Origin of the sequence: Capnocytophaga sp. (assembly GCF_030532915.1) — a bacterium.
GTDB lineage: Bacteria > Bacteroidota > Bacteroidia > Flavobacteriales > Flavobacteriaceae > Capnocytophaga.
In genome coordinates this window covers 33874-54163 of record NZ_JAUNKD010000015.1, presented here as the reverse complement: position 1 = coordinate 54163, position 20290 = coordinate 33874, and the positions used below count along the sequence as shown (strand labels likewise).

General features: G+C 37.2%; 20 protein-coding genes. 14 read left to right on the top strand and 6 right to left on the bottom strand.

What is annotated here, in order from left to right:
• Positions 1 to 65 precede the first annotated feature (65 nt).
• The 4 genes from Q4D72_RS06395 to Q4D72_RS06380 form a co-directional block, all read right to left on the bottom strand.
• On the bottom strand, positions 66 to 911 hold the full coding sequence (locus Q4D72_RS06395) for a DUF2911 domain-containing protein (protein ID WP_303076846.1): 846 nt from the start codon (positions 909 to 911) through the stop codon (positions 66 to 68).
• 114 nt (positions 912 to 1025) lie between these two features.
• Positions 1026 to 1409 (bottom strand): methylglyoxal synthase, encoded by a 384-nt coding sequence (locus tag Q4D72_RS06390; RefSeq protein ID WP_303076845.1) that lies wholly within the window; start codon positions 1407 to 1409, stop codon positions 1026 to 1028.
• Between the two features lie 12 nt (positions 1410 to 1421).
• Positions 1422 to 2309, bottom strand: coding sequence for an exopolyphosphatase (locus Q4D72_RS06385; protein WP_303076843.1), 888 nt, complete (start codon positions 2307 to 2309; stop codon positions 1422 to 1424).
• 148 nt (positions 2310 to 2457) lie between these two features.
• Positions 2458 to 3510 carry a hypothetical protein gene (locus tag Q4D72_RS06380; RefSeq protein WP_303076841.1) on the bottom strand — a complete coding sequence of 351 codons (1053 nt, stop codon included), beginning with the start codon at positions 3508 to 3510 and terminating at the stop codon, positions 2458 to 2460.
• A 174-nt stretch (positions 3511 to 3684) separates the two neighbouring features.
• On the opposite strand from Q4D72_RS06380, the gene Q4D72_RS06375 reads away from it, so the two are divergent.
• The 14 genes from Q4D72_RS06375 to Q4D72_RS06310 all read left to right on the top strand — a co-directional run bounded on the left by Q4D72_RS06375 (position 3685) and on the right by Q4D72_RS06310 (position 17693).
• Positions 3685 to 4206, top strand: coding sequence for a 30S ribosomal protein S16 (locus tag Q4D72_RS06375; RefSeq protein ID WP_303076840.1), 522 nt, complete (start codon positions 3685 to 3687; stop codon positions 4204 to 4206).
• A 3-nt stretch (positions 4207 to 4209) separates the two neighbouring features.
• The gene (gene rimM / locus Q4D72_RS06370) at positions 4210 to 4737 is read left to right on the top strand and encodes a ribosome maturation factor RimM (protein WP_303076839.1); all 528 of its coding nucleotides are present in this window, start codon (positions 4210 to 4212) and stop codon (positions 4735 to 4737) included.
• A gap of 237 nt (positions 4738 to 4974) precedes the next feature.
• Positions 4975 to 6237: a hypothetical protein gene (locus Q4D72_RS06365; protein ID WP_303076838.1), complete on the top strand. Its 1263-nt coding sequence runs from the start codon at positions 4975 to 4977 to the stop codon at positions 6235 to 6237.
• Positions 6238 to 6248: 11 nt separating this feature from the next.
• Entirely contained in the window at positions 6249 to 7103 is an 855-nt protein-coding gene (locus Q4D72_RS06360; RefSeq protein ID WP_303076837.1) for a hypothetical protein, read from the top strand.
• A 112-nt stretch (positions 7104 to 7215) separates the two neighbouring features.
• A complete protein-coding gene (locus tag Q4D72_RS06355; RefSeq protein ID WP_303076836.1) occupies positions 7216 to 8079 on the top strand; it encodes a hypothetical protein in 864 nt (287 codons plus the stop codon).
• Between the two features lie 17 nt (positions 8080 to 8096).
• On the top strand, positions 8097 to 9293 hold the full coding sequence (locus Q4D72_RS06350; protein ID WP_303076835.1) for a clostripain-related cysteine peptidase: 1197 nt from the start codon (positions 8097 to 8099) through the stop codon (positions 9291 to 9293).
• A complete protein-coding gene (locus Q4D72_RS06345; RefSeq protein ID WP_303076834.1) occupies positions 9232 to 9576 on the top strand; it encodes a hypothetical protein in 345 nt (114 codons plus the stop codon). Before Q4D72_RS06350 ends, Q4D72_RS06345 begins: the two co-directional genes overlap by 62 nt.
• A 154-nt stretch (positions 9577 to 9730) precedes the next feature.
• A complete protein-coding gene (locus Q4D72_RS06340; protein ID WP_303076833.1) occupies positions 9731 to 10759 on the top strand; it encodes a rod shape-determining protein in 1029 nt (342 codons plus the stop codon).
• Positions 10760 to 10822: 63 nt separating this feature from the next.
• Positions 10823 to 11659: a rod shape-determining protein MreC gene (mreC, locus tag Q4D72_RS06335; RefSeq protein WP_303076831.1), complete on the top strand. Its 837-nt coding sequence runs from the start codon at positions 10823 to 10825 to the stop codon at positions 11657 to 11659.
• Complete coding sequence (locus tag Q4D72_RS06330) at positions 11652 to 12158, top strand: rod shape-determining protein MreD (RefSeq protein WP_303076829.1); 507 nt, start codon at positions 11652 to 11654, stop codon at positions 12156 to 12158. Before mreC ends, Q4D72_RS06330 begins: the two co-directional genes overlap by 8 nt.
• The gene (mrdA, locus tag Q4D72_RS06325) at positions 12155 to 14017 is read left to right on the top strand and encodes a penicillin-binding protein 2 (protein WP_303076828.1); all 1863 of its coding nucleotides are present in this window, start codon (positions 12155 to 12157) and stop codon (positions 14015 to 14017) included. The genes Q4D72_RS06330 and mrdA overlap by 4 nt, the downstream gene beginning before the upstream one ends.
• Positions 14018 to 14051: 34 nt before the next feature.
• Complete coding sequence (gene hisS, locus Q4D72_RS06320; protein ID WP_303076826.1) at positions 14052 to 15428, top strand: histidine--tRNA ligase; 1377 nt, start codon at positions 14052 to 14054, stop codon at positions 15426 to 15428.
• 167 nt (positions 15429 to 15595) lie between these two features.
• Positions 15596 to 16336, top strand: coding sequence for a Fe-S cluster assembly ATPase SufC (sufC, locus tag Q4D72_RS06315; protein WP_303076819.1), 741 nt, complete (start codon positions 15596 to 15598; stop codon positions 16334 to 16336).
• Between the two features lie 199 nt (positions 16337 to 16535).
• Positions 16536 to 17693, top strand: coding sequence for a class I SAM-dependent RNA methyltransferase (locus Q4D72_RS06310; RefSeq protein WP_303076818.1), 1158 nt, complete (start codon positions 16536 to 16538; stop codon positions 17691 to 17693).
• Between the two features lie 55 nt (positions 17694 to 17748).
• Here Q4D72_RS06310 and Q4D72_RS06305 read toward each other — a convergent pair whose 3' ends face one another.
• The gene (locus Q4D72_RS06305) at positions 17749 to 18507 is read right to left on the bottom strand and encodes a tetratricopeptide repeat protein (protein ID WP_303076816.1); all 759 of its coding nucleotides are present in this window, start codon (positions 18505 to 18507) and stop codon (positions 17749 to 17751) included.
• 4 nt (positions 18508 to 18511) lie between these two features.
• Complete coding sequence (locus Q4D72_RS06300; RefSeq protein WP_303076815.1) at positions 18512 to 20275, bottom strand: BatD family protein; 1764 nt, start codon at positions 20273 to 20275, stop codon at positions 18512 to 18514.
• Positions 20276 to 20290 lie beyond the last annotated feature (15 nt).

Genomic DNA, 20290 nt, shown 5'->3' with positions numbered 1-20290 from the left:
GCAAATGTAAGTATTTTTTTTCAAAATAAAAAACGAGTTGATTATTTTTCAACTCGTTTGGTGTTTTACTTTTTTTGCCATTGGGATATGTTTTCTTGAAGCACTTTAACATAACCTTCGTTACCGGCTTTTTGGGCTACTTCCAATGCTTTTTGAGCTGTTTTTAGGGCTTCTTTATAATCTTTTTTGGCGGCTTGAATGTCCGATTTTAGTTTCAACGTCCAATATGCGTTGGGACTCATTTCGGCAGCTTTATGTGCCCACTCGGCAGCCTTGTTTAAGTCGATATTTTCTTCAAAATAATATTGTGCGGCTCGGTGGTAATCGCTGGCGGTAGGCCCGTTCATTGTTTTTCCGATGCTTTCCATTACGGCATCACGCGTGTTTACTTTGATGGGAACTTTAACCAAAATATTGTCCCAAGCCAGCGTTAGTTGCGCATCGTTGTTTCTGACATTGTCAAAGCCGATTGAAAAAGTTTCTATTTTCGGGCTGACATTCTGTGTTTTAACGCTGGTTTGGGCTACGACTTTGTTGGGGTCGTAATTCTTTCCGGGGTCGCCCCATAGCTGATAATCAGCATACAATAACACTTTCCATTCATTGGCTTCGGGAACTGAATACAGTGCGTATTTTCCGGCTTTAACGGCTGTTTCTCCGAAAGTTACGTCGGTTGAAAATTCAATTACCGTGGCGGCATTGGCACCGGTACGCCAAATTTTTCCGTACGGAACTAAATCCCCGAAAACGGTACGCCCTTTGATGGACGGGCGGGAGTACACTACTTCAATATCAGTTAAGCCAACTGTTTGATTAATAACCGATTTAGGACTTGCGTTTGGGGTTTTCAGTTGTGCAAACCCGATGTTGAGAGCAAAAAATGCTGTAATTGAAATGATTATATTCTTCATAATTAGGTAATTTTTGTAATTGGGCAAATGTACGTTAAAAAGTGAAAAAATCAAAAGAAAATCGTGAAAACAAAAAAAGCAATCCTTTTTTTGAGGATTGCTATTATGTTGAATTTATTCGCTTTTAGTTTCATCGGCTAATCCTTTAAGGACAAGTTCGGCAGTGGCAGGATTGGTAGCGATTGGAATGTTGTGTACATCGCAAATCCGCATAAGCATCAGAATATCAGGTTCGTGAGGGTGTTTGTCAAGTGGGTCTCTGAAAAAGAACACGCCTCTGATTTTTCCTTCAACAATTTGTGCGGCTATTTGTGCGTCGCCTCCTTTGGGGCCGGAAAGCACCTTTTCAACTGAAAGTCCCGCATTTTGAGCGTGTTGCCCCGTTGTTCCGGTGGCTATGATTTGAATGTTTGCTGAGTGCAATACGTTTAAATTTTTCATCAGAAACGAAACCATTTCGGCTTTTTTTCCGTCGTGTGCAATGACTGCTAATTTCATTGGGTATAAATTTTATTTATTGTTGTAAATAGTTTTGATGATTCCGTCGGCTAAACCGATTCGGGGGACGTGAATTTTTTTGGCATTGCTCCATTTCATCGCACTGATGTAAATTTGGAGTGCGTGCAAGATTACGTCGGCACGGTCGGGGTTCAGTCCCAAAACGCGGATACGCTCTTCGTACGTAAAAGACGAAAGGTATTTTGCGTAATCCTTTAAGTACTTGTACGATAGCGGCTGTCCGTCTTTTTTACCTGAATTTTTGAACGTTTTGTTGATATTTCCGCCCGAGCCGATAGCTTCAAGATTGTCAATGTGTTGCGTTGCGTTTTTTATCCAGTTTTCGACTTCTTTCCACATTTTTGAACTGACCATTCCGTCCAAAAGCCGAACCGTACCGATGGGGAACGAGCGTGAATTTTCAATTTTTCCGTTTACGAAAACAGTAAATTCGGTGCTTCCACCGCCCACGTCTATGTACAGGTAGGCTTTGTTTTGTTTTTCGACCAATGAATAAATATCGGTAGAGGCGATGATGCGGGCTTCTTCCTGTCCGTCAATTATTTGAATGGTTACGCCTGTTTTTTTGAAGATTTCTTCGGCAACTTGCTTACCGTTAGAGGCTTCGCGCATTGCCGAGGTGGCACACGCCATATATTTTTCAACCTTGTAAACCTTCATAAGCAGACTAAAAGCCTGCATTGATTCGCTAAGTCGTGCAATATTTTCGTCGGATATTTGCCGATTAAGGAAAACGTCGGCACCTAAACGAATCGGCACCCGAACCAAGCTGCTTTTTCTGAATAATGGAGGTTGCCCTTCTGTTTCTAAAACGTTGGCAATTAGTAATCTAACGCCGTTTGAACCAATGTCAATAGCTCCTAACTTTTTGATTTTCATCTGATGGATGGTTTCCTTTGAATGTGATTGCTAAACGTGAGCAAAATTACTCAAAAAAATATTCAAAAAAGTATTTTTTTGTAAATTTTTTATCGGTTAGCAAAAAAGAATTGTTTTTAATTGTATGATAATTAGTTGTTTAGTGTGTTTACTCCACCCACAAACCTAATTGCTCGGCGAGGGCATAAATGACATATTTTTCGTCTTTTTGAGCAACGATAAAATTACAATCGTCGTTTCCGCTGGCAAGGTCGAGCAGGGTGTATTCGGTGTGGAGTTCCAATTTTTGGCGAACAAGCTCCCAATCGTTGCCTACTTCTTTGAAAGTGATTTTGAAAGGTTCACCGATTTCTTCGGAAATAAACCGACATAATTCTTTCACGTCAAATTTCCAATCGTCTTTAAATACCCGAAATTTTTCGGTAAACGCCCAGTACAGTAGATAATCTTTCTGATAATCATCTAAATACTCTAAATCTTCTTCGTACCAAATGCCTTCATCAATAAGTCGGTCGGCAAAGGCTCGGCGATTGTGATTGATATTTTTCCAATCGGTTTTTAATTCGGAAATATCGCTGTTTGTCAGATAGTTATTGTAATTCAGTACACACACCAATTCATCAAAGGCTTCCTCATCGGACAAAGATGCTTTTTCAAAATTCCCTTGGTTTTGTTTTGTTTCGATTTCAAGTTCCTTGCAAATATCTTCCGTGAATTTAAGCATCTCATCGAAATGAAATTTTCCTGTTTTGTCGGCAAATTCATAGATAAACGGCTCACTATCAATGAGCATTTGCTTGTAAGTGGATTCGGTATCGACATCGTTGCAGTGCATATAACCGAATTTTCCGTTATCGTACAACATCATCGCAAACGAAACGTTCTGTTTTTCAGTTGATTTGCTGTTTTTTCGGGTTCTAAAAAGCAATTGCATAATCATAAACCCGTTTCCTTTGCGAATTTCTTCCAATTCTTCTTCGTTCAGGCTTTTAAGTCCCACTTTGTGGAAAATGCTGTTAGTCAGTTCAATTTCTTCCTTGTAATCGTAATCGTCCGCCACTTCATCAGTATTGAAATAGAAGGGCATATACCAGAAAATAACATCGCCAATCCATTGACCATAAGTGTTATACACGTTTTCTTGACTCGTGTCATTATCACGCATATACTCGTAGATTTTCAGTAGGTTTTCGTGTTTCATAATTTTGAAAGAATTTTTTGAGTGCAAATGTAAGGCTTTTTCTCATAAACGCCAGCGGGCAAAACATTTAAAAGCGAGATTTTTTGTTACTTTCTCTTTGTAAATCAAAAAAATGATGTATCTTTGCGCCCTGAATTAATAATCGGGGTCGTGAACCCCATAAATTAAATTTTTATGCCTGTAAAAATCAGATTACAAAGACACGGAAAAAAAGGCAAGCCTTTTTATTGGGTGGTTGCCGCCGATTCACGTGCAAAAAGAGATGGTAAATTCCTTGAAAAAATAGGAACTTACAACCCTGTTTCAAACCCCGCTAAAATTGAACTTAATGTTGATGCGGCGGTTAAATGGTTAAAAAATGGTGCGCAACCAACTGATACTGCGCGTCGTATTCTTTCTTACAAAGGTGCGTTGCTGAAGTATCACTTGTTGGGTGGTGTTGCCAAAGGTGCCTTGACTTTGGAGCAAGCCGAAGCAAAATTCAACGCTTGGGTAGAGCAAAAAGCCGGAAAAATTGCTTCAAAAGAAGAAAAATTGGCAAAAGACAAAGCCAGTGCAAAAGCATCGGCGTTGGCTGCTGAAAAAGAAGCGAACGAAAAACGCAAAAACGCTGCAATAGCCAAAGCAAACGAAACTGAAAACGTTGCTGATGCTGAGGTAGTTGCAACAGAAGAGAACAACGAAACTGAGGCTTAATTTATGACATTGAAAGATTGTTTTTATGTAGGAACAATTGTGTCAAAGTTCAGTTTTAAGGGGGAAGTTTTAGTGAAATTAGACTCTGACGACCCTGAATTGTATGAAAATTTGGAATCAGTTTTTATTGCCTTGGGCAATAATCTGGTTCCTTTTTTTATTGAACGCTGTTCTTTGCATAAGTCTGATTTATTGCGTATTAAGTTTGAAGACGTTACCACCGAAGCAGATGCCGATGCCTTACTTAAACACAAGTTGTACTTGCCGCTGTCTTTCTTGCCGAAACTTAGCGGAAACAAATTTTATTATCACGAAATTATCGGTTTTGCGATGGAAGATGTCAGTTACGGATACGTGGGGGTAATCACGGGGGTTAATGACAGCACGGCACAAGCGCTTTTTGAAGTGGAAAATAATGGTTGTCAGGTGCTTATACCGATGAATGATGCGTTTATAAAACAAGTTGATAGAGAAAACCGAAAAATTGTTGTACAAACGCCCGAAGGGCTGATTGACTTGTATTTGGGTTAGAAAACGATTGAATGTGAATTGAGTTCACTAAAAAAAGAAGTTATTTTTTCTTATTAACGCAAAAGTTTTGTTTGTTGTGTTTTTATTTATATATTCGCTCCATTATTAATAACACAAACAGTATAATAATGAAAAAAATAATTTTGTTAGTAGGATTATTATCCTTAACGGCTTGTCAAGAAAAAGAATTCTTGACACCTGAAATTTGGTGATACGTCAATTACCAAAAATCGAAAAGTGGAAGATTTACATTTTCCGTTTGCTGACTTGGAAGAACTTGATCGGTTTAAAAACCTAAGCAATGTGGTTCATTATGAAATGGCTCGGAAAATCGCTTTGTTGGAGATGCAGTTGTCGGGACACGTTCAAGACTTGAACTGGAATGGCTATCATTTGTCAGAAAAGCCTATGTTAATTTATGATTTGGAATCTACTCCCCGTTTTTACGATTTTATAGCATTGGATGTAGAAAATAACCCAATAGGTACTCTACGGGTAAATGCTACAAAAAACCAAAATTCTGTAATTAAAAATATTTTTACAAAAACACTCAATTACAATGAGATGTTATCTAAATCTTCGGTAAGTACTCCTTCATTTTTTGTAGATTGGAAAGGGACTGAATTTATTGGTGTGAAATCAAAATTTGGAGACACTCCTACTCAGATTACTTCCATAGAGACAGGTGATATAATAGCACAAAATGAAATAAAGGAATTGAAAAATGACGAGATTATTGATGTTATAACAAAAATGCTATCAGAGTTTCATAAAGAAAACAATCAACCAATCGATATTAATGTAGTGCGTGATTCTATGCTGATAGCTTTGGAAGAAAATATAAAAGGAGCTGAAGCTTATTGGCAATCAATGGAAGAGATAGAAGATGAACTTATGGAAGTCTCGGACGAAGAAATTAACAACAGTAATAGCAAATTTTTTGGGAGAATCAGGCGTTGGTTCAGTAGAAAAGTTTTAAAAACAGATGAAACTCCGTATGTAATTGATAAGTATCATAATGAGAGATTTAATTACAGGCCAGGCAATGGTTTTTGGTGTGGACCTTGGGTATGTGGTTATATTTTGTGGGTAAATGAGCAAGTGGATAGATATGAAGAATTTTTAAGTCACGCATCCACAAGAGGGGAAATGTTTATACCAGGGGCTGTTTTTAGATGGTTTGGAGGAAGACCTATGACACCAGATGAGATGCACATTTCTATGCATACAATATCACAAGGTAGAATAACAATTAGCCCCAAATATAACTACAGAAGCGATACACCATATCAACATATTAAACACCAACGACCTGCTATACGCCTCTGTGCTACTGGGGGTGAATTACATTGGACTGTATGTTACGGAGCAAAAAAAACAGGACCTGTTGTTTGGCGTAGATATGAATTTCGTGAGATAGATAACGGAGCAAAAGTGGGAAAATCAGGTGATTTTGTAACTCCTGATTGGTGGAATGTTTGGTTGTTGGTACATTACTAATTGATGACGATATGAAAAAGATAATTTTTAAACTATTAGTGTTTATAGCCATTACTATTAGCTTTCAGGGGAGTTGCAGCAAACCCGAAGATGCCATAGTACAAGTAGGCAAAACAAAAGTTATTAAACACAACTACATAGTTGTTAATTCCGTCAGTAATGCACCTGTTCAAGTAGAGGTGAAATATTCGGTTTTTGTTGCAGAAAATTCTCAAAATATCATAAAAACAGAAACTTTTACTACGCCCTTTGTTATTGGTGGCGAGGAAGTGAAAGTTGTATATGACAGCATTCAAACTATTCATAATAAGCGAGTTGTTTCTGGATATACATCGTTAAAAAGAGATTACACTCCAAAAGGTGGTGAATATTTATCAATAAAAAATTTATCTTCTGAAACATTAGAATATTGTATTATAGGGAATAACAAAATAACTTTTGATGACATAAATAATGTAAAAACAAACCCTTTACCTGTTTATAAAGGGACACCTGTTTTGTTTTTGTTAAAGTCTAATGAGGCAGTATATGACTCCATTTTTGTCGCAAAATATGAAGGTTCAGCAGTACATAGAAAGCGAATAACTTTGAAAAAACCCATTCTCGGTGATATAACATTAACAGCACCTTATTCACTACAAGAAATCATTAGTTTGTATAAACAAGAAGCGAGTGGCGGAAATACATTGTTTTTATCATTGGAAGATTATGTAAATAACAGAGGTTCAATGGGTAAAAATAAACTTTTTGGGCAAATTTCCCCCAATGAAACGTTAAATAATGCTGGGCAAATATGGTTTTTAAATTTATATACAGGTTTTAGACCACTTGCTGGAAGAATAGATGTAAACGATACCCTAAATTAACGAGAAATATTTATGTATAATTAAATTATCCGTAGCAATGTAAGACATTACCTCATAAATACTTAATTGGTGGAATGTTTGGTTATTGGTTTGGGATTAAAATAGCTTAATTATGAAACGATATATCATAAAATTATTGCTCATTATTGGTATTTTTATTAGTTTTCAAGGAAGTTGTACTAAGCCTGAGATAGAGCGTGTTACAGAAAAAACAAAAACGCTTAAACACAATTATATTATAATCAATTCTGTTGATGGTTCTCCTGCGGAAGTAGAGATAAGCTATTCGGTTTTTGTGGTAGGAAATACTGAAAATATCGTAAAAACAGAAACTCTAACCACTCCTTTTGTTATTGGTGGAGAAGAAGTTACCGTGGTTTATGATAGTTTAACTATTGGTTATAGACCCAATGAAAAAAGGCATCTTCATAATCTGTTAAAAAGAAATTACAACCCAAAAGGAGCTGATTATCTTTCTGTTAAAAATTTATCAAATACAGAATTGGAATATTGTGTAATTGGAAATCAATCTATTCAGTATCATTCAGTAGCTGATGTAAAGCTAATATTTTCAAATACAAATGAGATAGACATAACGAGGGTTGTAAAAAGTAGCCCAAGTCCTATCTATAAAGATACGCCTGTTTTGTATTTGATAAAACCTGAGTTAGCCCCTCAAACAGATGTCTATACACAAAAAAACAATCCTAAAATAGCAGAAAAAATATCACTAAAAACTCCTTATTTTGGACAAGTAGTGGCACACACTCCCTATTCTGTTTCTCAAATAATTGATTTGTATAAACAGGAATATAATTACAGTAATGTTCTTTATTTCAGTTACTATGTTCAGTATGTTGAAAAAAATAGTGCAAATAGTGGTAAAAATGAAATTAAACATTACGGAAAAATTCCTGCTGGGCAAACCTTAACCAATTCAGGGCAAGTATGGTTTATAAATACGCGTCAAGGTTAATGATATTTTTGAAGAATATGGAGAATAATAAAATGTTAAAACCACTTGTAATAGTACTATTGCAGGTGGTTCTTTTAGTGAGCTGCAATAAAAGTGAATATACACAGACAGAACTGTTGCCCAAAAGCAATGCAGTATTCATTTATATGATAGCCGATAATGATTTGGATTTTTACGCCACTGCCAACATCAATGAAATGGAAGCATTTGCGGCACAAAATCCCAATGCGGGAAGTGTGTATGTATACATCGACCGAGCCAAAAATCGAAAAACAGCACATCCCGTTTTATATCAAATTTCGGCAGACACAACCGCAAAAATAAATTCCAAAATTTTAAAGGTTTATCCTGAAAATAATTCAGCAAATGAACAAATTTTTAAAAACGTTTTAGATGAAGTTTTTGCAATAACCATCACCAAAAATGAAAAGTTAAGGAGGCTTGTGCTTTGGTCACACGGCAGTGCTTGGTTGCTTCATAGTTCTTTGTTAACTTCAAATAGAGCCACTGCCGTAAAGTCATTTGGGTTAGACCAAACAAATATGGACGGAGGGAGTTTTCATTCGGAAATGGATATTCGAAAATTGGCTTCATCTTTAAAAGGCTGTCATTTTGATTTTTTATTGTTTGACGCTTGTTTTATGGCTTCTATTGAAGTTTTTTATGAATTAAAAAATAATTTTGATTATATTATAGCTTCTCCTACGGAAGTTTTGGCATCGGGCTTTCCGTATAAAGAAATATTGGGTGATATGTTGGCACAGCAGGTAAATTATAAAAATATTTCACAAAAATATGTGTCTCATTTTCAGCAGAAAAAAGGTATTTTGCAATCGGCTTCGGCAGTTGTAATTAAAACAGATGAACTTGATAATTTCGCCAAAGAACTTAAAAAATATGTATCTGATAGTAAAGAAATAAACACTGCAAATTGGTTGCAATATGACCAAGGAAACGCAGGCTATCTCTTTGATATGGGCGATTTTATAACACACTTGCAAGAAAACCAAGCCGATAATAAACTTTTAGACCAATTTGAAAAAATGAGGGTGGCATATCATCATACACCTTATTTTTTTAATACAATTCCGCTTGCAAAAAGTTCAGGGATTAGTGTTTTTATTCCCAAAAAAACAACAAAAAAAGAAGAATATGACTTTTACAAAACATTTTCTTGGAGTAGTATTGTTACTATGCTTACTCTTGCCAAATAGTGCTTGTAAAAAAGAACAGGTATTTCAAGAAAAGTATCGAATTGGAGTGCAAAATCATTATTTTGAAATGATTGATTCGGTAAAAGTGGGTGAACATATGATAAAGAATCCTATTTTGGTTGGAGAAAAAAGTTTTTTTGACAAAAAGTTTTCAAGTGCTTATTATTTGGTGCATTTTTATACTTCGTCCAATCTGATAGTGCAAGCCAAATTTAATGCAATTAGCCATCAAGATACCATTTTGTTAGCGCTAAATTCAGCCGGAAAAATTATAATAAAGTAAAATTTTACTTGGCAGTTGTATATCTTTTGTAGTAAAATCAAATTTCGTTTGGAAAAAACATTTTTTTTTTATAAAATTGCACTCGCATAAAACCGACAGTTGTTTTTAGTTAAACAACTGATTTATAATATTTTATTAATACAACTACAAAAATATGGGCTTTTTTGATTTCCTAACAGAAGAAATTGCAATCGATTTAGGTACTGCAAACACACTAATTATTCACAATGATAAAGTGGTGGTTGATAGCCCCTCGATCGTGGCGCAAGACCGTACCTCACACAAAATCATCGCCGTAGGGAAAGAGGCACGATTAATGCAAGGCAAAACACACCCCAACATAAAAACGATTCGCCCATTGAAAGACGGGGTTATCGCTGATTTTGACGCATCTGAGCAAATGATTAGTATGCTCATTCGTAGCGTGCCGGCTTTGCGCAGACGCTTTTTTTCGCCTTCGTTGCGTATGGTGGTTTGTATTCCGTCGGGGATTACTGAGGTAGAGACCCGTGCTGTTCGTGAATCGTGTGAGCGCGTTAACGGAAAGGATATTTACCTGATTCACGAGCCGATGGCGGCAGCTATCGGTATCGGGCTAGACATTATGCAACCCAAAGGAAATATGATTATTGATATCGGTGGGGGAACTACTGAAATTGCCGTAATTGCCTTAGGCGGAATTGTTTGTGATAAGTCGGTGAAAATTGCGGGGGATATTTTCAACTCAGATATTGTGCATTATATGCGTACGCAACACAACCTGTATGTGGGTGAAAGTACTGCCGAAAACATTAAAATAACCGTAGGTGCCGCTACTGAGGATTTGGAACTTCCGCCGGACGACATTATGGTGCAAGGGCGTGATTTGCTTACCGGAAAGCCCAAACAAGTGCAAGTATCATATCGTGAGATGGTTAAGGCTCTTGATAAATCTATCTTGCGCATTGAAGATTCCATTATGGAAACGCTTTCACAAACACCGCCTGAATTGGCTGCCGATATCTATAACACAGGTATTTATATGGCAGGAGGCGGAGCTATGTTGCGCGGATTGGACAAACGTATTTCACTCAAAACAGACCTTCCGGTGTATGTAGCCGAAGATCCGCTTCGTGCCGTGGTGCGCGGAACAGGTATTGCGCTCAAAAATATAGATAAATTTAAGAGTATTCTCCTTAAATAGTTGATAAGTAAGTGAATAAGGTGTTATTGCCTGTGATTACATTTAAATTATAATTTAGAAATTATGCAACAAATCATTTTGTTTTTTATCCGTAAAAGAAACTTTTTTGTGTTTTTGTTGCTTTTTTCTTTTTCTATCTTTTTGGTTGTCAAAGATAATTATTATCCTCAAAGTAAGTACATTAACTCGGCTAATGCGGTTTCGGGTAATTTGTATGATTTTTCAAACCATTGGGTGCAATATTTTCACCTGCGCACCGAAAATAATCTTTTGAGCGAAGAAAACCAACGCCTGCACAAGCAAATTTTTGCATTGGAAGAAAAATTAAAACAAAATACAATAGTCACGGATAGTTTATCATTGTCCGAAGGTGCTGTGTATCACGTTGGTAGAGCCAATGTTATTGATAATAGTTATTTACTGAAAAAGAATTATTTAACAATTGACAAAGGTGAGAAAGACGGCGTGAAGCAAGATATGGGAGTCATTTCTCCACAAGGTATTGTCGGGATTGTGGAAAGCACCTCGGGCAGGTTTGCTACGGTTCAGAGTGTGTTAAACACAAAATCGTCACTCAACGCAATGGTGAAAAAAACAGGGCATTTTGGTTCTCTTAAATGGAACGGACAAGAATTAAATATTGTGCAATTGGTTGATATACCGAATATTGCGCCCGTTCAAAAAGGAGATACGATTGTAACCGGCGGGATGTCAAGCATTTTTCCGAAGGGTATTCCGGTGGGGCGTGTGCTGAATATTTCCAGAAGTAAAATGGATAATTCACTGGTTGTTGATGTGAAGTTGTTTACCGATATGTCAAACGTAAATCACATCTATCTTGTTGAAAATAAAGATAAAGAAGAAATTGATAATTTAGAAAATCAAATCCCGAATGAATAATCTTTTTATCAGAAATACGTTTTTATTTATTGGGCTAGTATTTTTGCAGGTACTTGTGTTCAATAATATCAAATATTTGGGATACGTAAACCCGATGGTATACCTGATTTTTTTGATTCTTTATCCGCATAACGAAAATAAAATTCCGTTTCTGTTTGGGGCTTTTCTGCTTGGGCTAACCGTTGATATTTTTTCAAACACGGGCGGAATTCACGCGGCAAGTGCCGTTTTTATTGCCTATGTGCGTATTCAGATTTTAAAAATTATTTTTGGACAAAAACTTGACTTTCAGGAAATAAAATTAATGCAATTCCCCTTTGCGAAAGTTTTTTCGTACACAACAACCATAGTGTTGTTGCATCACACCTTGTTTTATTTTCTTGAAGTGTTTAACTTTAACCACCTGCTTACCACCTTTGTAAAAATCGGAATGGCATCGGCATCAACCATTGCCGTTTGTTTATTGTTCATCTATATATTCAGCTCTCAAAAGAAATGAGAAAATATTTGTTGTTTATCGTAATCATCTTAACATCAATTGTTTTTGTAATTCGTTTGGTGTATTTACAAGTGTTGGCATTTGATGATAATTCACGTCCGGATAAAGATGTGGCTATTGAGGTGGTGTATGATTATCCGGAGAGAGGGTATATTTATGACAGAAACGGCGAGCTTTTGGTTTCAAACCAGCCGGCGTATGATGTGATGGTTATTCCTAACGAAGTCAAGAAGTTAGATACCTTGGAACTTTGTCAGCTGCTTGCGATAAAAAAAGAAGATTTTGTCCAACGATTGGAAAAAGCCAAGAAATATTCGCGCCGAAAACCTTCGGTTGTGGTGAGTCAGCTATCAAAGGCTGATTATGCCGTTTTGCAAGAAAAACTACGAAAATTTGATGGTTTTTATATTCAAAGACGGTCATTACGCCATTATTTAACCCGAAATGCCGGAAATGTTCTGGGGTACATCAGCGAGGTAAACGAATGGGAACTGAAAGAAAATTCATACTATCTTTCGGGTGAACTAATTGGAAGACAAGGGGTTGAAAAACAATATGAATCTTTTTTACGAGGCGAGAAAGGCGTTCGTTATTTTCAGAAAGACCGCCACAATCGCCAAATAAGCAGTTATAAAAACGGAAATTTAGATACCTTGCCCGTAATGGGTCAGTCGCTTGAATTGACCATTGACATCGGTTTGCAAGCCTACGGCGAAGAACTGATGCAACACAAACGCGGCGGAATTGTAGCCATCGAACCGAAAACCGGTGAAATACTGGCGTTGGTTTCGGCACCGACTTTTGATCCCGGTTTGCTCGTCGGTAGGCAGCGCTCAAAAAACTATACCGCCTTATATCAAGATTCGATTGCTAAACCGTTGTATGACAGAACATTGTTGGCTGAATATCCGCCCGGTTCACCCTTTAAAGTCATCACGGCATTGATAGCCTTACAAGAAGGAATTATACAACCCTCAACCACTTTCAGCTGCGGAGGCGGGTATCGATACGGAAACCGAACGATGGGATGCCATTGCAGGCGCTCATCAAACGATTTACTGCACGGAATTGCTCACTCGTGTAATTCGTACTTTGCCAATTCATACCGAAAAACGATTGAAAAATCAGAAAAAGCCTCTATCGGAATGGATGTTTGGAGCAAACACGTTAAAAGTTTTGGTCTGGGAGGCTTTTTGGGAAGCGATTTCCCGACAGGGCGCCCCGGTAAAGTACCAACCACGGCATTGTATGACAAGCAGTATGGACAAGGGCGTTGGGCGGCAACTTTCAACATTTCAAACGCCATCGGGCAAGGCGAGGTGCTCACTACGCCCATTCAGTTGGCTAACGTAATGGCGATTATTGCCAATCGCGGATATTTTTATACGCCTCATATCGTGCGTAAAATCGACAATGCCGTAACGCCGTTTACCGAATTTACTACCCCAAAACGCACCACCATTGATGAAAAGCATTTTGACCCCGTCATACAAGGTATGAACACTGCCTACAATGCCGGAACCGCGCGAGGCACTCAAATTGAGGGGATTAACATAGGGGCAAAAACCGGAACCGCCGAAAATTTTATCCGAATAGGCGGTAAGCGTATGCAACTTACTGACCACTCCATCTTTGTGGCGTTTGCCCCCATTGAAGATCCAAAAATAGCCATTGCTGTTTTTGTTGAAAACGGATATTATGGTGCAAGGGTGGCAGGACCTATCGCTTCACTGATGATTGAGCGTTACATTAAAGGAGAGGTTTTTCGTTGCGATTTGGAAAAACGAATGTTGGAAAAAAGTCTGGAAGAGGAATATGCCAAGCCTTATAGCGGGCAACCTTTCCGAATTAATCAATAAAATAAACTGCTGTTTAAACTTAAAAAATCATTTTATGGCTGTACAAAAACCCGGTATCCCGAAAGGAACTCGTGATTTTTCACCGTTAGAATTAGCAAAACGCAATTTTATTATGGATAAAATTCGCACTGAATTTAAAAAATTCGGATTTCAACCCATTGAAACTCCGAGCTTTGAAAATTATCAAACGTTAATGGGAAAATACGGAGAAGAAGGTGACCGTTTGATTTTTAAAATATTAAATTCAGGTAATTTTGCCGAAAAAGTAAACGCTTCCGATTGGGAAAACAAAGACGTTCAGAAACTTACGCCACAAATTTCCGAAAAAGCACTACGATATGATTTGACCGTGCCTTTTGCGCGTTATGTAGTTCAGCATCAGAATGATATAACATTCCCGTTCAAGCGTTATCAAATCCAACCGGTTTGGCGTGCTGACCGTCCTCAAAAAGGGCGTTTTCGTGAGTTTTATCAATGTGATGCCGATGTGGTGGGAAGCAACAGCCTTTGGCAAGAAGTGGAGTTAATACAATTGTATGATTCGGTGTTTACTTCATTGAATTTGAGTGGTGTAACTATTAAAATCAACAATCGGAAAATATTGAGCGGTTTTGCCGAAGTTATCGGTGAGCGTGATAAACTCATTGATTTTACGGTGGCTTTGGATAAGCTCGACAAAATAGGGCAGGAGGGGGTTGTTACCGAAATGCTTGCAAAAGGAATTTCTCCCGAAGCGGTTGAAAAAATAACGCCCATATTTAAACTCACCGGAAGCTTCTCACAGAAAATTACGCTTCTCACAGATATTTTAAAAGATTCAGAAACAGGGCAAAAAGGTATTGAAGAGTTGGAATTTATTGAAAAAGTCATTGCCCAATTGCCATTGGAAACCGCCACGTTGGATTTGGATGTAACCTTGGCGCGCGGGCTAAATTATTACACCGGTGCTATTTTTGAAGTGGCTGCACCCGAAGGAGTTACGATGGGGTCTATCGGTGGAGGCGGGCGTTATGATGATTTGACCGGCATATTCGGATTAAAAAATATGAGCGGAGTAGGCATTTCGTTTGGATTGGACCGCATTTACCTTGTTATGGAAGAACTTTCGCTGTTTCCGAAAGCAATTTCCGATAGTTTAGATGTTTTGTGCGTAAATTTTGGTCAGCAAGAAGCCTTACAAAGTATGAAAGTCATTCAAAAATTGCGAAATATGGGGCTGAAATCTGAACTTTACCCCGATAATGCCAAAATGAAGAAGCAAATGGACTATGCCAATAAGCGAAACGTTCCGTTTGTGGTAATTATTGGTGAATCGGAGCTTCAAAAAGGAAGTTTTTTGCTAAAAAATATGCAAACCGGCGACCAAAAAGAGTGTTTTTTGAACCAAATTTCCGTTGAACTTTTTTCATAAAAACCAAATTTTTCTGAATTATCAAAAATTTTTAGGTATTTAGCACAGCAAAATACACATTTTGAAAACAAAATAGATTCTTTTATTGCATTGTAATTCAAGAAAAAAGTATATTTTTGCAGGCATATTTATCAAAAAACGAATAACAAACTAAAAAACTACTTAAAATGTTAGAAATAAAAAACTTACGTGCTTCCGTAGAAGATAAAGAAATTTTAAAAGGTATCAACTTATCCATTAAACCGGGTGAAGTACACGCGATAATGGGACCCAATGGTGCCGGAAAATCAACCCTTTCAGCGGTGATTTCAGGAAATGAAAGTTTTGAGGTAACCGAAGGCGATATCATCCTTGACGGGGAAAGTATTTTGGAAGATGCGCCCGAAGAAAGAGCTCACAAAGGCATTTTTATGTCATTTCAATATCCGGTAGAAATACCCGGGATTTCAGTAACGAATTTTATAAAAACGGCTGTAAATGAGGCTCGTAAAGCACGTGGTGAAGAAGAAATTCCTGCGGCTGAATTGCTCAAAAAAATCAGAGAAAAAGCCGAATTGTTGGAAATCAATAAAGACTTTTTGTCGCGCTCACTCAACGAAGGATTTTCCGGAGGAGAGAAAAAACGAAACGAAATCTTCCAGATGGCAATGCTTGAACCCAAAGTAGCCATTTTAGATGAAACCGATTCAGGGCTTGACATTGACGCACTTCGTATCGTTGCAAACGGTGTGAATAAACTCAAAAGTAAAGAAAATGCAGTGGTGGTCATCACGCACTATCAGCGTTTGTTGGAATACATCGTTCCGGATTTCGTTCACGTATTGGCAGACGGGAAAATTGTAAAATCAGGCGGAAAAGAGCTCGCTTTGGAGTTGGAAGAAAAAGGATACGATTGGGTAACAAAGTAAAGAAAATCAGTTAGATACAAAAAACGCAATTAATTTACAATTAGTTGCGTTTTTTATTTGAAATACAATTTAATTAACTGAAAAATAGTGTTTTATAAATCTGTTTTACTGAAAAAAGTTTTTTAACAAATGTTTTTACCTTCATTTGGTTAAAAATGCTGTTTTTTGTATTACTTTTGTGGCGTATTAATCAATAAAGATGGAAAAAAATTATCCGATGCTCGCTAAAACCTTTTTTGGTTTTGAAGATATTTTAGCAACCGAATTACAAAAATTGGGTGCCGTAAAAATAGAAAAAGGCGTTCGTAGTGTGTCTTTTGAAGGAGATAAAGGCTTTATGTACAAGGCAAATTTGTGTTTACGTACCGCTTTGAAAATCTTAAAACCGATTCACAAATTTTTTGTGCGGAATGAAAAAGATTACTATCAAAAATTGTACGATTTTGCTTGGGAAAAATATTTCTCTGTAAATCAAACGTTTGCAGTTTCGGTTACATTGCAAACGGAGCTGTTTAACCATTCACAATATGTGGCATTACGAGCCAAAGATGCTATTGTTGACCGATTTCGAGCCAAGGTGGGCAAACGTCCTAATGTTGATACGCTACATCCTGATTTGCAGATACATATACACGTTCAAAAAAATGAAGTTATCGTGTCATTAGATACCTCGGGTGTATCACTGCATCAACGGGGTTACCGTACTTCAACCAATATAGCGCCTATAAATGAGGTACTTGCAGCAGGGATTTTATTATTAAGCGGTTGGCAAGGACAGTCTGATTTTCTTGACCCAATGTGCGGAAGTGGTACTTTTTTGATTGAAGCAGCGATGATTGCGTGTAATATTCCGGCAAATATTCATCGTAAAGAATTTGCTTTTGAAAAATGGAACGATTATGATGCCCAGCTGTTTGAGACCATTTTTGAAAATTGCTTGAAAAAAACACGAGAGTTTCATTATCAGATAGTTGGCTATGATAAAGCTCCGTCGGCAGTGGCAAAGGCAAAAGAAAATTTAAAGAATGCCAATCTGTCTGATTATATTGACGTTTTTCAGAAAAACTTTTTTGAAACCCAAAAAGAAAACAAATCAACTGCTTTGCAAATGGTGTTTAATCCGCCGTATAATGAACGTTTACAGATTGATATTCAGCAGTTTTATGGCGAAATCGGTAATACGCTCAAAAACGGCTATCCCAATACAGATGCGTGGTTTATAACGTCTAATTTAGAAGCGTTGAAATATGTGGGGCTTCGTCCGTCGCGAAAAATAAAACTTTTTAACGGCAAGTTGGAGAGTAAACTGTTGAATTACAAAATGTATGAAGGAAGTAAAAAACAGCAATATTCATAAAAAATATCCCCTAAAATATTATTTTTTAGGGGATTTTTTTTACTATAAGATTGGATTACAATGTTTTAAGAACATTTTGTTTTATCCAACCTGTTTTCCCGTCTGCTAATTTAATTTTTACCCAATCGTTGAGGTTTTCTGTAATTTCTACTTTTGTGCCTTCGTGCAATGAAAAAACTTCGGAACTGTACGCATTAGGCTCGGAAAAAACACGCACATTTTTGTCAAATAGTATGGCAAATTTTTCCATTTCGATATTATTTTGGTGAAAATCAGCAATAAAATACGTCCCGATGCTGAAAATTACAGACACCAACATCGCCGTGAAAAAAATCCGTTTCAAAATGGTTCTTTCCAGAAAATAATACAACAAAAAACTGATTACAAAACCAAAAATCCCCAATATGGAAAAAACAGCCCACGTATCGGGTAAAAAAAGTTTGGTGATGCCGTCAGAAATTCGTTTCAGCCACGTTTTCGGAAGCGGCGTAATGGCATCAATGGTCATTTGATTGGCAAAAAACAAATTGTTTTTAGCATCTTCATTTTCAGGGTTTAACATCAATGCTTTTTCGTAATAATAAACGCATTCAGCCACGTGATTGAGCTTGTAGTGTGCGTTCGCTAAATTGTAATAAAGCGATGACGACTCAAATCCCGAATTTAAAATGGACATATAGGCATCTACCGCCTCTTGAAAATTTCCGGAATTGTAACTTTCAGTGGCTTTTGAAAAAAGTTTTTCATTATGCTGTGATTGCGAAAATCCTAAAAATGAGAATAATAGAATAGATATATATATAAAACGCTTCATTTGATTACTTTTTTATTTGTTTGTCTAATTCTGATAAGATTTGCACCGATTTTTGATAATCGTTTTCCATTGAAACTGTGTCAAAAGGCGAATAACGTGCCATTTCACAATTTTTTAGCAATCCTAAAAATTCCGAAACTGTTTGCTGACTTGCATTTCGTTGTAAGAGCAAATCCGAAATATTTTCTTTGCTCATTTCCGAAGTTTCAATTTTCAGTTTGGCTTTCAGATAGTTATGTAAAGCTCGCTCTAAGGCTTCATAAAACGTATTTTTATCGCCCAATTTTTGTTTGGCTTCACCTAAATATTTTTTTGCTAATCGATTGGCTGTTCGGGCTTTATTTCCTTCAATGTCGCCGGCTCTTTTTTGTCGGTTCTTCCAGAAAATCAACGAAATAGGGATTATCAATAGCGGAAGCAATAACCATAAATAATAACGCGTTGAGCCAAAAAACATTTTTTGGTTTGCGGGTTGTAAATCGGCATTGAGTTGCAAGAAACGGAATTGATTGGCTTGTGTGATAACATCTTGTTTTACAATATTTTCCGAAGGATTTCGCAGGTTTCCGCCCGTTGGACCTTCCGTAACGTCAATCCATATTTCATTGGATTTCAAGGTTTCATATTTTTCTGTTCTTGGATTGAAATATGAAAACGAAATTCCAGCAATCGGATATTTTCCTTTAAATTGTGGAACTACGGTGTAAAATTCCTCTACGCGACCTCGCATTCCTGACAATGAGGTATTTATGTCATCTTTCTTTTCCGGATTGTACACTTCCAAAGCCGTGGGGAAAGTCAGTTTGGGTATGTCAAACAATTTCAAATTCCCGCTTCCTGAAATTTCAACTTTGGCTTGCAGACTTTCATTGGCTTTTAATTCTCTTTTTGAGGTAGTTACGTTGAATGAAAATTCTCCAACGGCTCCTGAAAAATTGTCAGGCTTGCCTTGTTGCGGTAAATCTCTTATATTGAGCGTTTTCGTTCCTGCCGAAACCCTCTTGCTGACTTGCTCCATAACGGGTCTGCCAAAAAAATCACGTTGGGCGGTAGGTACGCTCAAAATGGCATCCAAACTGAGTGGTTCAAGGGTGATGTTACCTGTTTTTTGCGGGTACAAAACCACTTTTTTCACTACGATACATCGGAATGGCTTTCCGTTATGGGTGCAATTTTCAATTTCATAATTCTGCATTCGGATTTCCTGACTCCAAAAATTAGGAAATTTAGGAATGTCCACCAAACGTAAGTCATTGAGTGCCACTTGTCCGCCGACATACAACCGATATACAACGCTTACGGCTTCATTCAAAAACGGATTGGGTTTTGAAACTTCGGCAACCAAAAACAAGTTGTCTCTTGCTACGTCATTACTTGTTTTATCAATAGAAGGTGTGCTAACTGCCTCTGTTACCGTAATTTGCACGGTAGCGGTTTTGTAAGTTTTGCCTTTAATTTCAATGCTCGCCTGCCCGATGGTAAATTTTCCTTTGGCGTTGGGTTGCAAAATATATCCGTAAGTTTTTGAAAATTTGCGAGTTCCGTTTATCCACGACTCCGAAACGGATTGTGAAGGTCCCATAACCACCGTGAAGTTTTTGAAATTCGGCGGCGTGAAATTGTCCCCGTTTTCATTCATCGTAAACTCAATGCGTAAACGCTCATTCACACCCAGCGTTTCTTTGCTTACTTTGGCTGTAAATTCAACGTTTTGTGAATGCAACAGATTGATTACAAAACTAATAAAAAACAATATGCGGTATTTCATCTTCATTGTATTTTT